The sequence below is a fragment of the Pseudomonas sp. JZ134 genome (assembly GCF_051027695.1).
Lineage (GTDB): Bacteria > Pseudomonadota > Gammaproteobacteria > Pseudomonadales > Pseudomonadaceae > Chryseomonas > Chryseomonas luteola.
This window is the reverse complement of the sequence record NZ_CP069250.1, coordinates 3,008,914-3,022,185: the sequence shown is the minus strand read 5'-3', so window position 1 is coordinate 3,022,185 and position 13,272 is coordinate 3,008,914. Positions and strand designations below refer to the sequence as shown.

The following is a 13,272-nucleotide window of genomic DNA, read 5'->3' as shown; positions in this document are numbered from 1 at the left end:
TGCCCATAAGGAGCTATCCATGAGCAATACGCTGGAATTGGTCTCATGCCAGAAGTCTTTTGGCGGCTGGCACAAGCGCTACAAGCATCGGTCGACGGTTCTGGGCTGTGAGATGACTTTTGCTGTCTATCTGCCTCCTCAAGCTGAGCAGAAAACACAGCTGCCAGCCCTGTACTGGTTGTCAGGGCTGACCTGTACCGATGAGAACTTCATGCAGAAGGCTGGCGCGCATCGAGTAGCTGCTGAGTTAGGACTGTTACTCGTAGCACCGGATACCAGCCCTCGTGGTCCGGACGTGCCCGATGATGCTGAAGGTGCCTGGGACTTTGGACTGGGAGCGGGCTTTTATCTAAATGCCACTCGCGAGCCCTGGGCCAAACACTATCGGATGCATGATTACGTTGTGAGGGAGCTGCCTGCTGTCATCGAGGCAAACTTCCCGGTGTCAGAGAAGCGTGGCGTAAGCGGCCATTCGATGGGAGGCCATGGTGCTTTGGTCTGCGCCTTGCGTAATCCTGGTTTCTATCGTTCGGTTTCGGCTTTTTCACCTATCGTAAATCCGATGAATTGTCCTTGGGGGCAAAAGGCGTTTTCCAATTATCTGGGGGAAGACCGTTCCACCTGGGCTGAGTGGGATGCCTGTGCACTGATGGAAAAAGCGCAGGAACGACTACCTGTTCTTGTGGATCAAGGGGAGCAGGATAGCTTTCTTTCCGAGCAGCTCAAACCAGAGGCATTGGAGCAGGTAGCTACCCGTGTCGGTCATCCCTTGACCCTGCGTCTGCAGCCTGGTTATGACCATAGTTACTATTTCGTTGCCACCTTTATCGAGGATCATTTGCGTCATCATGCCCGCGCGCTGATCGATTGATCGAACTTGCGTGTTCGGTAACGGCGACGTTTACGGATTACCCCGGTAGAATTGACGCCCTGATCCTTCAGGGCGTTTTTATTTATGCGAATTGGCCACGGCTATGATGTCCATCGTTTCGGTGAAGGTAACTTCATCACGCTGGGCGGTGTACAGATTCCCCACACTTCTGGACTGGTTGCTCACTCGGATGGTGACGTCGTTCTGCATGCCTTGGCAGATGCCCTGCTGGGAGCGGTTGCACTGGGCGATATCGGTAAGCACTTCCCAGATACCGATCCGCAGTTCAAGGGTGCCGATAGCCGAGCATTGCTACGTCATGTGTTGGGTCTGGTCCAGCAAAAGGGCTTCAAGGTTGGTAACGTCGACGCCACGATTATCGCTCAGGCTCCCAAGATGGCCCCTCACATCGATGCCATGCGTCGTGTGATTGCAGAAGATCTGCAGGTTGAGCTTGATCAGGTCAATGTAAAGGCAACCACCACAGAACGCTTGGGATTTGTCGGGCGTGAGGAAGGCATTGCCGTGCATGCAGTAGCGTTGTTGCTTCCGGTATGACTGAAATCGAACTGCTAGGCCCGCCGGCTCATGGACCGGTCTGTGGTACCGCTGTATTGAAGGCGACTGCCGAAGACTTTCAGGTGAACGAGGTGCTCGATATTCCCTTGGAAGGCGAGGGTGAACATCTCTGGCTCTGGGTCGAGAAGCGAGGCCTCAACACAGAGGAGGCTGCACGTCGTTTGGCGCGCGCGGCTGGTGTTCCGCTACGGGCCATCAGTTATGCAGGGCTCAAGGATCGACAGGCGCTCACGCGTCAATGGTTCAGCCTGCATCTTCCAGGAAAGACCGACCCTGAGCTCAGCGCTGCTGAAGGCGATGCCCTGTGCATCCTGAAGCGGGCCAGGCACCGCCGTAAGCTTCAGCGCGGCGCTCACGCAGCCAATGGATTCACGCTCAGGCTGACCGAGCTGGCGGCTGACAGGGATAAGCTGGAGGAGCGGCTGAGCAAGATAGCAGCTGAAGGTGTACCGAACTACTTCGGACTGCAACGCTTCGGGTACGAGGGTGGCAACCTGGACGAGGCGCGACATTTCGCACAGCAGGGCACGCTGCCCGAACAGCGTAATCGCCGTTCCCGCATACTGTCCGCAGCGCGTAGCTACCTGTTCAATCAGGTATTGGCGCAACGTGTTGCCGCCGGAAGCTGGAATGTGGCCAGGGTTGGCGATCTGTTGGCCTTCACTGACAGCCGCAGCTTTTTCCCTGCGGGGGAGGCAGAGTGCTCCGACCCCCGGCTGGCGGCCCTTGACCTTCACCCTACCGGCCCGCTCTGGGGAGAAGGTGACTCACCTGCCGGTGGCGCAGTCCAACAGGAAGAACAGGGTGTAGCCGCCGATGCGGCCGGATTGCCCGCCTGGCTTGCTGATGCGGGGCTTCGGCATGAACGGCGCATTCTTCGCCTCCCTATTAACGGTTTGTCATGGCATTATCCCGAGCCTGACATTCTGCAACTTGATTTCGTCTTGCCGGCTGGCTGCTTTGCTACCGTTGTAGTGCGTGAGCTCGTCTCGCTGGCCACGGCAGGACAGACGGATACTCCATGCGACTTTTGATTGCCAACGATGACGGCGTTCTTTCACCCGGCATTGCTGCCTTGCATGCGGCGCTGGACGACTATGCCGAGTGCACCGTGGTAGCGCCATTGACGGATATGAGTGGAATCAGCAGCGCCTTGACGCTGGATCGTCCCTTGCATCCACAACGGTTGCCTAATGGTTATATCGGTATAAACGGTACGCCTACCGATTGTGTGCATCTGGGCATCAACGGTCTGCTGGAGCATACGCCCGATATGGTCGTATCAGGTATCAACCTGGGCGCCAACCTGGGCGATGACGTTCTATACTCGGGAACGGTGGCAGCGGCACTGGAAGGTCGCTTTCTTGATCGTCCGGCTTTTGCCTTCTCGCTCTTGTCACGGCTTCCGGATAATCTTCCGGCGGCCGCGCAAATCGCCCGGCAGCTGGTCGAGGCCCATACGCAGTTTGATCTACCGCCGCGTACGGTGCTGAATGTCAACATACCCAACCTGCCGCTTGAACATATTAAAGGGGTGCGGCTGACCCGGTTGGGCCATCGTGCACGTGCCAAGCCTCCGGTCAGGGACGTTAATCCCAGGGGTAAGGAAGGGTACTGGATCGCAGTCGCGGGTGATGCTGAAGACAGCGGCCCGGACACGGATTTTCATGCGGTGATGCAAGGTTACGTATCGATTACGCCGCTACAGTTGGATCGGACCTTCCATGAAGGGTTTGCCGGACTGGCTGTTCTAGAGGAGATGTTTCGATGAATCAGGGGCAAGAGCATATGCAGCGTCATGGGATCGGCATGACTTCGCAGCGGACTCGCGAACGGCTCATTCAAAGGCTTTATGAGGAAGGCCTGTCCAATGCGCAGGTGCTGGAAGTAATTCGACGCACGCCCCGTCATCTGTTTGTCGACGAAGCCCTGGCGCACCGTGCCTATGAAGATACGGCACTGCCCATTGGTCATAACCAGACCATTTCTCAACCGTACATGGTGGCTCGCATGACCGAGCTGCTGCTGGCGACCGGTCCGCTGGACAAGGTCATGGAGATCGGTACGGGATCCGGCTACCAGACTGCGGTGCTGGCCCAACTGGTTGAGCGTGTGTTCTCTGTTGAGCGTATTCAGTCGCTGCAGGACCGAGCCAAAGAGCGCCTGGTCGAACTCAATGTGCGCAACGTCGTATTTCGTTGGGGAGATGGGTGGGAGGGCTGGCCAGCCCTGGCTCCCTATAACGGCATCATCGTAACAGCGGCGGCTCGTGAAGTGCCTCAAGCCTTGCTGGATCAGCTGGCACCGGGTGGACGTCTCGTGATTCCGGTAGGCGAGGGCGAAGAGCAGCAATTACTGTTGATCGAACGCCAGGAAGAAGGTTTTTCACGTCAAGTGCTCGATTCTGTGCGCTTTGTTCCACTTCTGAATGGACCGTTGGCCTGACCCCTTCGTCAGGGAACGATAGCATTGGCAATGGTCAATACAGCGGCCAATTCGGCTTGCGTTGACGTACAAGCTTTCTAAGGGGGAAGGAGTGAGGCTTCTTAAGGCCCGGCTGCGAGGGATTCGCAACGGTAGTGGGATCAGCTTGGTAGTGGCTCTGATGCTAAGTCTCGTCTTGTCAGGATGCTCCAGCTCCTCATCCCGAGGTGTACAGGTCGTTGATCGCTCCGGTGGTTCGGCAAATACATACCGTGTTACAAAAGGACAATATACCGTTCGGCGGGGGGATACCCTTTACGCTATAGCCTCCCGTAATGGATGGGATTGGCGAAGCCTTGCTGCTCATAACGGTATTTCTCCACCGTATGTCATCCATGTTGGCCAAAAAATCAACTTTGGCGGCAGCAGCTCCAGTACGGTCGCAACTACCTCTCGAAGACCCGTACAAACCGTGTCGTCTGCGCCTGTTTCCACCGCTCCGGCTAGTACGAACACGCCTGTGGCTACGCCTGCACCCGCCTCTCCACCCGTAGCGCAGAGCGTTCCAGCTGCGCCTCCGCCGGTAACGGCGCCCCCGGCGACTACACCAACTGTCGAGGTTGCCAAGACTTCTGCAGGCTGGGCCTGGCCCACTAAGGGCACACTGATTTCCCGGTACTCCTCGAACGGCAGTTTGAATAAAGGCATTGATATAGCCGGAGATTTGGGACAGCCTGTTCTGGCGGCTTCCGGTGGAACCGTCGTGTATGCAGGCAATGGGTTAAGGGGTTACGGTGAGCTGATCATCATCAAGCACAACGAAACCTACGTCAGTGCGTACGGTCATAATCGCAGGCTTCTGGTTCGGGAGGGGCAACAGGTCAAGGTCGGGCAAACAATCGCCGAGATGGGTTCTACAGGAGCCGACCGGGTGAAGCTGCATTTTGAGATTCGCCGGCAGGGTAAACCCGTAGATCCTCTGCAATATTTGCCAAATCGTTGACTCGTTGTCTGACCCGTTCCAGCGCTAGGGGGACGGGTTCAGGCGTAATCAGGGGGATTGATCACGCCCGGGCTTGTTGTCGAACTCAAGCAAGGGACATTGATCATGGCGCTTAATAAAAAAGAACCCGAGTTTGACATGAGTGACGAAGTGCTCCTGCTGGAAACTTCCGTCTCATTCGAAGAAGGGTCATTTGATGCATCACAGCTACTGGGTGATGCGCCTAAAGCACTTCAATCACGTACGTCCAAGCAAACCAAGCATATCGATTACAACCGGGCGCTCGATGCGACTCAGTTGTATCTCAATGAAATCGGTTTCTCTCCACTGCTTTCTCCTGAGGAAGAGGTTCATTTTGCGCGATTGGCGCAAAAGGGAGATCCCGCTGGCCGCTGCCGTATGATCGAGAGCAACCTTCGTCTTGTGGTGAAGATTGCTCGCCGTTATGTGAATCGGGGGCTGTCCCTGCTCGATCTGATCGAGGAAGGCAACCTGGGGCTGATTCGCGCGGTAGAAAAATTCGATCCTGAGCGTGGCTTCCGCTTCTCAACCTACGCGACCTGGTGGATCCGACAGACCATCGAGCGTGCCATCATGAACCAGACGAGGACGATTCGTCTGCCCATTCATGTGGTCAAGGAGCTTAATCTGTATTTGCGGGCTGCCCGTGAACTGGCGCAAAAGCTTGATCATGAGCCGTCGCCGGAAGAGATCGCCTGTCTGCTGGAAAAGCCAGTGGAGGAGGTGAAGCGGATGATGGGACTTAATGAACGGATCAGCTCTGTTGATGTGTCTTTGGGGCCTGATTCAGACAAGACGCTTCTCGATACGCTTACCGACGATAGGCCAAGCGATCCGTGCGAACTATTGCAGGATGACGACCTCAGCCAGAGCATTGACCAATGGCTGTCGGAGTTGACGGACAAGCAGCGTGAGGTGGTTGTCCGGCGTTTTGGCTTGCGCGGGCATGAAAGCTGTACGCTTGAAGAAGTAGGGCAGGAGATCAACCTGACCCGCGAGCGGGTACGGCAGATACAGGTCGAGGCCCTAAAGCGGTTGCGCGAGATTTTTGAGCGTAACGGCTTGTCGAGCGACTCGTTGTTTCAATAAGCCTTCTAATTGGCACTAAAGCCCGACGTTGAGTTGGGCTTTTTTATAGGCGCGCGAAAGCCATCGGCAACGTGATAACGAGGTGGCAGAGGTGAGTCACGGGAGGTTCTCTAATGCTCTAGGCAGCGGAGAAAGAGAGCGGGTTGCAAGGTGGTGCGGCAGATGAATAAACAAAGACAAAGGGCGAGTTAACTCGCCCTTTTAGATGCGTGCAACAAATGCAGCGCCTGAACAGCTGGGTTCAAGCCCTGATCAGCGCTCCAGGTACTGCAACTTGTTAGGCTTGCCGTCCCACTCTTCCGCATCGGCCAGCGCTTCTTTCTTCTCGGTGATGTTCGGCCAGACTTCACAGAGATCACGGTTCAACTCTATGAATTCCTGCTGGTTTTCCGGTACCTCATCTTCAGAGAAGATAGCCTGTGCAGGGCATTCCGGCTCGCATAGAGCGCAGTCGATGCACTCATCTGGATGAATGACCAGAAAGTTGGGGCCTTCGTAAAAGCAGTCCACCGGGCATACTTCTACACAGTCGGTATATTTGCATTTGATGCAGTTGTCGGTGACAACAAAAGTCATTATTAGAACTCCTCAGGCGGCTAGGCGCGGGATTTTAGCAGTATTAGGCCAATCCCCGTCATCGGGTTGTCAGATACGCTTTTTCCATTCATAGATAAGCTGCAGCGCTTTAAGTGGCGTCAGCTCGTCGGGATTCAGTTTTTCCATCTCATCCAACAGCGGATGCGTAGCCGCTGCAAACAGATCGGCCTGCATGGGTTGAGATGCCTGGCTGATAGTTTTCGGGGCTTCGTGGGACAGACTGGTCTTTTCCAAATGCGCCAGATGCTCACGGGCCCGCTGGATGACCTGACTAGGTACGCCTGCCAGTTGAGCGACCGCAAGGCCGTAGCTCTGGCTGGCCGGGCCGGGCAGAACATGGTGCAGGAAGACAATCCGGTCGTTGTGCTCAGTGGCGTTGAGATGCACGTTGGCTACTACTGGCTCGTTGTCTGGCAGAACCGTAAGCTCGAAGTAGTGTGTTGCAAACAGAGTGTAGGCACGCAGCTTGGCCAGCTGTTCAGCAGCGGCCCAGGCCAATGACAGGCCGTCGAAGGTACTGGTGCCTCGCCCGACTTCATCCATGAGGACCAAGCTATGCTCGCTGGCATTGTGCAGGATGTTGGCGGTTTCACTCATTTCGACCATAAAGGTCGAGCGCCCGCCTGCCAAGTCATCACTTGAGCCAATTCGGGTAAAGATGCGGTCTACCAGGGACAGGCGGCACGCCGCTGCCGGTACGAAGCTACCGATATGTGCCAGGAGAACGATCAGGGCGGTCTGACGCATATAGGTGGATTTACCGCCCATGTTCGGGCCGGTAATGATCAGCATCCGCGTATCGTTATTCAGGTTCAGGTCGTTGGCTACAAACGGGGTATCCAGCACCTGCTCCACAACGGGGTGACGGCCCTGTGATATTTCCAGGCAGGGCTCATCGACAAAACTCGGTCGATTGAAGTCGAGGTTCAGTGCACGTTCGGCCAAGTTGCTCAGTACATCAAGCTCGGCCAAGGCCGCCGCGGTGTCCTGAAGGGGGGCAAGCTGTTCGATGAGGCTATCGATCAAGGCTTCGTACAGGACCTTTTCACGGGCCAGTGCACGGCTCTGGGCTGACAAGGCCTTGTCTTCAAACGCCTTCAACTCCGGCGTAATGAAGCGCTCGGCCCCTTTGAGCGTCTGTCGGCGAATGTAGTCAGCTGGTGCCTGCTCAGCCTGTATCCGGGGTAGCTCGATAAAGTAGCCATGGACGCGGTTGTAGCCAACTTTCAAGCCGGAAAGGCCGGTACGCGCCTTTTCCCGTGCTTCGAGATCCATCAGAAACTGCCCGGCGTTCTCGCTCAAGGTCTGTAGCTCGTCCAGCTCGGCATCGTAGCCGCGCTTGATGACGCCGCCATCGCGGATGACTGCTGGCGGAGTGTCGACAACAGCGCGAGAAAGCGTATCCGCCAGTTCGGGATAGGTCTGGATGCTTTTGGCCAGGTCGTTGAGATGAGGCGCTACCAGATCCTGCATGCCGCGCTGTAATTCGGGGAGCGCCGAGAGCGCGTCGCGCAGACGGGCCAAATCCCGCGGGCGAGCCGTACGCAGTCCGATTCGGGCCAGAATACGCTCTATGTCGCCGATTTCTTTCAGTTGAGGCTGCAGCTGTTCGAAGCGGTATTGCTCCAACAGGCAGGTAATGGCGTCTTGGCGCGCCTGGATGACGCTGCGGTTGCGCAGGGGGCGGTTGAGCCAGCGAGTCAGAAGGCGGCTACCCATGGCCGTTTGGCAACGATCTACCACCGATTGCAGTGTATTCTCACGGCCGCCGGAGAGATTGGTATCCAGTTCCAGGTTGCGGCGGCTGGCGCCATCTAGAATGACCGTGTCGTCCAGGCGCTCGTGATGCAGGCTGCGCAGGTGATGAAGCGCAGTACGCTGCGTCTCTTTGGCATAGGCCAGCAGGCTACCAGCCGCACCGATGCCCAGTTTGAGCTTGTCACAGCCAAACCCTTTAAGGTCCTGCGTACCGAACTGCTGGCATAAACTCTTGACGGCCGTGTCGCAGTCGAAGTCCCAGGGTGCTCTACGGCGAAGTCCGCGGCGCTTTTCGATAGGTAGACCCTGCGGCCAGTCATCAGGAATAAGCAGCTCGGCCGGGTTGAGTCGCTCGATCTCGGCCATGAGCGGCTCCCAGCCGGATAGCTCCTGAACAACAAAGCGTCCACTGGTGATGTCCAGGACCGCAAGACCGAACAGTTTGTGATCGCCTAGAATGGCGGCGAGCAGGTTATCGCGTCGCTCATCCAGCAGGGCTTCATCACTGACTGTGCCAGGCGTAAGAATCCTGACGACCTGACGTTCCACGGGGCCTTTGCTGGTAGCCGGATCGCCGATCTGCTCGCAGATGACTACGGACTCACCCAGTTTGACCAGTTTGGCCAGATACCCTTCGGCTGAGTGAAAGGGGATGCCCGCCATGGGGATAGGCTTGCCTGCCGACGCGCCACGGGCAGTCAGTGTGATGTCGAGCAGCTTGGACGCCTTTTTGGCATCATCATAAAAAAGCTCGTAAAAATCACCCATGCGATAGAAGAGCAGCTGCTCAGGGTGCTGATGCTTGATCTTCAGGTATTGCTGCATCATCGGCGTATGGTTGGAAAGGCTTTCCATACAGGTCATTCACTCGCGGGGTCGTTTTACAGGGTCGGTAATTCTACCGGATTTGTCGGTATCGTCGGATAAAAAGCACCGGGTAGGAGGCTGTTGAGGCGCTAAACCCAAGCGGTAGCCGGAAGCGGATGATTGATGGGTAAAGGCGCTATCAGTCTATCGTCCAGAAGACACTAAATTTTCTCTCAATCCCCCCTTCACAACGGCTTTGCCGCGAATAAAATGACGCTTCTCTCGCCGGCATTCGTCCGGTTTTTTCTGGTGTTCTGCCAAACATGTCGACCGATAATCCTTGCCTTAACTGCGGTGCCTGCTGCGCGTTTTTTCGTGTGTCGTTCTACTGGGGTGAATGCCGGTCCGCCGGTGGTCTGGTGCCGGATGAGTTGACGGTGGGAGTTACTCCTCACCACGTTGCGATGGTAGGTACTGATACCAAACCTGCACGCTGCGTCAGCCTACTGGGCGACGTAGGCTGCGGTACGCGTTGCACTATGTATGAAAGCCGACCGAGCCCTTGCCGTGAGTTCGAAGCCTCATGGATCAATGGTGAGCATAACGAGCGGTGCGATGCTGCGCGTGCGGCCTACGGGCTGCCTCCATTGACGCCACCGTTGCAGCCTCATCAGTCGCCTGAGCGTGTGGCCTGATAGCTGGGCGTTTCAACAGAGGCGGAAAAAAGCTTCAAGGGGGCTGCAAATGGAAAGGGCGCGGGTAATGATGGCGATGATCAGGCCCAGCATGCCCAATGTGCCTGCCCACAGCAGGGCCAAGCCGACAGGATGCTGATTTCTGGCGAAGCCTGTGATAAGCATGGCTGAAAACAGAATGATGAAAACAAGGGTAGTGTTGTGATTCATGATGATCGTCCGTCGGTGGCGGTCCGAAGTGTATGCCATTCGCCGCTCTAGAGGCGGCCTATCATCATGTTTGGGAAGAAATATCGAGGGGCCGGTATGAGCGGCAATCGCTCATACCGGTAATGACCCGGTCAGGCTGCCTGCCAGGAGCGCTCTGCTTCGTCACGCGTCTTGACCAGTTGAATCTTGCCGCCTTCGACAGACTTCACCCAGGACAGCGGAATATAGTGGTGCTGGCCATTGGCATCCTGATCCTGCTTGGTCAGCTTGATACGATCAGTGCCTTCCAGGTGATCGACTGTGCCAACGTGCTGGCCATCGGACCCTACAATTTCAGCGTGCTCTTTAATGCTGTTTACATCAACCATTTCATTCTCCTGTTGGGACGTGAAAGGGTGAGTTGCCCTCAAGCAACTCGCTTAGGCCCGTTCAAGGTGCCTACTCAAGGTCCGACAGGGAGAGGCTTCGCTATGTTTCATGGGTGCGACGAGAGGTCGCAGAGGTTGCCGTGCTGTGAAAGTAGGATGACGGTTGCGTGATGAAAGGTGCGTTTCGAAGGTAGAAACGCCCGGATGATCCGGGCGTTTGAAAGCTCTGACAAGGTATTCAGATGCCTTCATCTCCTTGAAACTCTTCAACGGCGCGAACCACTTTGTCATGGTGGGACTCGCCTGCAGCCTCTGCCAGCTTTTCAACCGCCTTGGCAAGTGCCTCAAAGGCATCACGGTAATAAGCAGGCTGATCTTGATCGGCCGCTTTGCCAGCCTGCATACGGGCTTGCTGGAGCAGTTCGGCAATTTCTCCTTTATTTGCTGCCATGGTGGTTTCCCTCATGTAATCGACAGACATTGGACAGCCGCTCGCGAGGTGGATTCACCTTTACTGGCTACGTCGTTCCCACGCCTCCCGATTGACCAGATCAGGCGGGCGCTTACCTGACAGGGCAGCCAGCAGATTATCGACCGCACAGCGTGCCATGCCTTCGCGCGTGCCATGGGTTGCCGAACCAATATGAGGTGTAGCGACCACATTGGGCAGGCTCAGCAGAGGGGAATCTGCCGGAAGCGGCTCCTTTTCGAAGACATCCAGACCGGCACCTTTGAACTGCTGCTTTTGAAGCGCGTCGATCAGGGCCTTTTCATCAACCACCTTGCCACGGGAGATGTTGATGAAAAAGCTTTCCGGTTTTAATAACGCCAACTCCTGCGCCCCGATGAGGCGCGTTGTTTCGGAGCTTAGCGGTACGGTGACACAAATAAAGTCCGCCTCGCTCAGCAGTTGGTCCAGAGAGCGGTACTGTGCGGCGAACTCCCGTTCGATATCCGGCTTGGGTGAATGGCTGTTGTAGAGGATAGGCATGCCAAAGCCGAAGTGACCGCGACGGGCAATCGCCGATCCGATCCGGCCCATTCCCACTATTCCCAGCGTCTTGCCATGAACATCACTGCCGAAGAGGGGTTCCCCCAGGCTGGCCTGCCAGTCTCCCGCCTTGACATAGTTCGCAAGCTCAACCACACGTCTGGCGGTCGACAGGATCAAGGCGAAAGCTGTGTCAGCGACAGTTTCCGTCAGTACATCCGGGGTGTTGCACAAGAGAATGCCGCGGCGGGTAAGGTAATCGAGGTCATAGTTGTCGTAGCCTACCGATACGCTAGCAATGGCTTCCAGGTGAGGTGCCTTGTCCAGCAGTTCAGCGTTGAGTTTGACGCTGGAACCAATCAGGCCGTGCGCGTCTGGCAAGGCGTCTTCCAGCGGTGCCAGACCATGCGTACCGGTTACATCGACATAGATCAGCTCAGCTGCTTCCTGTAGGCGGGCAGTAAGCGCAGGTGAGAGTTTCTTGTAGGCAATGACACGCTTTTTCATGAGCAGTCCTGTTCAGTGAGAGGTGACCGTACGCATCGGCTGTGCGTTCTTGGCTGTTTCCTGGCTGGCAGTAGTAGGAGCGGAACGCAGGAGCATGGTCAGCACGGCAGAGACGAGAAGTGCACTGCCCATGAAGACATAGGATGCAGCAGGGGTACCGGTAACACCGTTCAGATAACCCACGATGTAGGAGCCAACAAAGGAACCCAGTGCTCCCATGCTGTTGATAAGCGCCATGGCTCCACCCGCCACGTTGCTGGGCAGGATCTCCGGCACGATGGCGAAGAACGGACCGTAAGGCGCGTACATGCAGGCACCTGCGATAACCAGCAAGGTGTAGGACCACCAGAAATGCTGAGTGCCCAGCATGAACGACCCTGCGAAAGCGAGGGCGGCGATCAGTAGCGGCGGCCAGACAAACCGTTTGCGATTGAGGGTTTTGTCGGACATCCAGGAGACCGCCAGCATGGCAAGGACCGCCATCAGATAGGGCAGGGCGGATAGCCAGCCAGCCTCGACGATATCCAGCTGAGCGGCCTGCTTCAGAATAGACGGCAACCAGATCACGAACCCATATACGCCAATGCTCCAGCAGAAGTACTGGGCAGACAGCAGAATGACTTTGGGCGAGCGAAAGGCCTCCCGGTAATTCTTGACGGGTTTCATACCCACCTGTTCAGCCTGAAGCGCGCTCTCGAGGTCCTGCTTTTCCTGAGTGCTCAACCATTTGGCCTGTGCGGGACGGTCATCGGCCAGGCGCCACCAGATAAAGGCCCAGATAATGGCGGGAAAACCCTCGATAATGAACATCCAGCGCCAGTTGAGGGTATGAACCAGGTAGCCTGAAACGACCGACATCCAGAGAATGGTTGCGGGATTACCTAGGATTAAAAACGTATTGGCCCGGGAGCGCTCCGCACGGGTAAACCAGTGACAGAGATAAACGAGCATGGCTGGCATGACCGCTGCCTCAACCACGCCCAGGAGGAAGCGAATCGCAATCAGGGCTTGTACGTTTGGAATCACGCCGGTCAATGTGGCACAGCCGCCCCACAGGATCAGGCTCCAGAAGATCAGCTTTTTTACGCTGCGCTTTTCAGCGTATATCGCGCCAGGCACCTGAAAGAAGAAATAGCCAAGAAAGAACAGGGCACCCAGTAGCGACGACATGGCTGGAGTAATGGCCAGGTCATCAGCCATGCCGGAGGCGGCCGCGAATCCATAGTTGGCCCGGTCCAGATAGGCCAGGCTGTAGGTGATGAACACGATGGGCATGATGTACCACCAGCGGCGGGTGGCAATGGAGGAGGTTGCATTCATGACGATATACCTGTGGGCTTATTGTTGTTGTC

15 protein-coding genes are annotated in these 13,272 nt (G+C 56.4%); 8 read left to right on the top strand and 7 right to left on the bottom strand.

Annotated features, from left to right (window positions below):
• Nucleotides 1-19 precede the first annotated feature (19 nt).
• The 7 genes from fghA (at nucleotide 20) to rpoS (ending at nucleotide 5,987) form a co-directional block, all read left to right on the top strand.
• Nucleotides 20-871: an S-formylglutathione hydrolase gene (fghA, locus tag JQR86_RS14080; protein WP_150347877.1), complete on the top strand. Its 852-nt coding sequence runs from the start codon at nucleotides 20-22 to the stop codon at nucleotides 869-871.
• Between the two features lie 84 nt (nucleotides 872-955).
• Nucleotides 956-1,429, top strand: a complete 474-nt coding sequence (gene ispF / locus JQR86_RS14075; RefSeq protein WP_010797404.1) for a 2-C-methyl-D-erythritol 2,4-cyclodiphosphate synthase — start codon at nucleotides 956-958, stop codon at nucleotides 1,427-1,429.
• Nucleotides 1,426-2,484 carry a tRNA pseudouridine(13) synthase TruD gene (gene truD / locus JQR86_RS14070; RefSeq protein WP_407362986.1) on the top strand — a complete coding sequence of 353 codons (1,059 nt, stop codon included), beginning with the start codon at nucleotides 1,426-1,428 and terminating at the stop codon, nucleotides 2,482-2,484. Before ispF ends, truD begins: the two co-directional genes overlap by 4 nt.
• The gene (surE, locus tag JQR86_RS14065) at nucleotides 2,472-3,221 is read left to right on the top strand and encodes a 5'/3'-nucleotidase SurE (protein ID WP_010797406.1); all 750 of its coding nucleotides are present in this window, start codon (nucleotides 2,472-2,474) and stop codon (nucleotides 3,219-3,221) included. The genes truD and surE overlap by 13 nt, the downstream gene beginning before the upstream one ends.
• Before the next feature lie 38 nt (nucleotides 3,222-3,259).
• Nucleotides 3,260-3,895 carry a protein-L-isoaspartate(D-aspartate) O-methyltransferase gene (locus JQR86_RS14060; RefSeq protein ID WP_434154921.1) on the top strand — a complete coding sequence of 212 codons (636 nt, stop codon included), beginning with the start codon at nucleotides 3,260-3,262 and terminating at the stop codon, nucleotides 3,893-3,895.
• 160 nt (nucleotides 3,896-4,055) lie between these two features.
• Entirely contained in the window at nucleotides 4,056-4,877 is an 822-nt protein-coding gene (locus tag JQR86_RS14055) for a peptidoglycan DD-metalloendopeptidase family protein (RefSeq protein WP_434140771.1), read from the top strand.
• Nucleotides 4,878-4,982: 105 nt separating this feature from the next.
• Complete coding sequence (gene rpoS / locus JQR86_RS14050) at nucleotides 4,983-5,987, top strand: RNA polymerase sigma factor RpoS (RefSeq protein ID WP_010797411.1); 1,005 nt, start codon at nucleotides 4,983-4,985, stop codon at nucleotides 5,985-5,987.
• 252 nt (nucleotides 5,988-6,239) lie between these two features.
• On the opposite strand, the gene fdxA is transcribed toward rpoS, so the two are convergent.
• Both fdxA and mutS read right to left on the bottom strand, forming a co-directional pair.
• Nucleotides 6,240-6,563, bottom strand: a complete 324-nt coding sequence (gene fdxA / locus JQR86_RS14045) for a ferredoxin FdxA (protein ID WP_010797412.1) — start codon at nucleotides 6,561-6,563, stop codon at nucleotides 6,240-6,242.
• 69 nt (nucleotides 6,564-6,632) lie between these two features.
• Complete coding sequence (gene mutS, locus JQR86_RS14040; RefSeq protein WP_434153768.1) at nucleotides 6,633-9,197, bottom strand: DNA mismatch repair protein MutS; 2,565 nt, start codon at nucleotides 9,195-9,197, stop codon at nucleotides 6,633-6,635.
• A gap of 275 nt (nucleotides 9,198-9,472) precedes the next feature.
• Between mutS and JQR86_RS14035 the strand changes: the two genes are divergently transcribed.
• Nucleotides 9,473-9,844: a YkgJ family cysteine cluster protein gene (locus JQR86_RS14035; RefSeq protein WP_010797414.1), complete on the top strand. Its 372-nt coding sequence runs from the start codon at nucleotides 9,473-9,475 to the stop codon at nucleotides 9,842-9,844.
• Nucleotides 9,845-9,856: 12 nt separating this feature from the next.
• Here the strand turns inward: JQR86_RS14035 and JQR86_RS14030 are convergent, their stop codons facing one another.
• The 5 genes from JQR86_RS14030 to JQR86_RS14010 form a co-directional block, all read right to left on the bottom strand.
• The gene (locus JQR86_RS14030) at nucleotides 9,857-10,054 is read right to left on the bottom strand and encodes a hypothetical protein (protein ID WP_010797415.1); all 198 of its coding nucleotides are present in this window, start codon (nucleotides 10,052-10,054) and stop codon (nucleotides 9,857-9,859) included.
• Nucleotides 10,055-10,185: 131 nt separating this feature from the next.
• Nucleotides 10,186-10,422, bottom strand: a complete 237-nt coding sequence (locus JQR86_RS14025; RefSeq protein WP_010797416.1) for a DUF2171 domain-containing protein — start codon at nucleotides 10,420-10,422, stop codon at nucleotides 10,186-10,188.
• A gap of 238 nt (nucleotides 10,423-10,660) precedes the next feature.
• Entirely contained in the window at nucleotides 10,661-10,873 is a 213-nt protein-coding gene (locus JQR86_RS14020; RefSeq protein ID WP_434153767.1) for a hypothetical protein, read from the bottom strand.
• Between the two features lie 60 nt (nucleotides 10,874-10,933).
• Nucleotides 10,934-11,920, bottom strand: a complete 987-nt coding sequence (locus JQR86_RS14015; protein ID WP_434153766.1) for a 2-hydroxyacid dehydrogenase — start codon at nucleotides 11,918-11,920, stop codon at nucleotides 10,934-10,936.
• 12 nt (nucleotides 11,921-11,932) lie between these two features.
• A complete protein-coding gene (locus JQR86_RS14010) occupies nucleotides 11,933-13,240 on the bottom strand; it encodes an MFS transporter (RefSeq protein WP_434153765.1) in 1,308 nt (435 codons plus the stop codon).
• Nucleotides 13,241-13,272 lie beyond the last annotated feature (32 nt).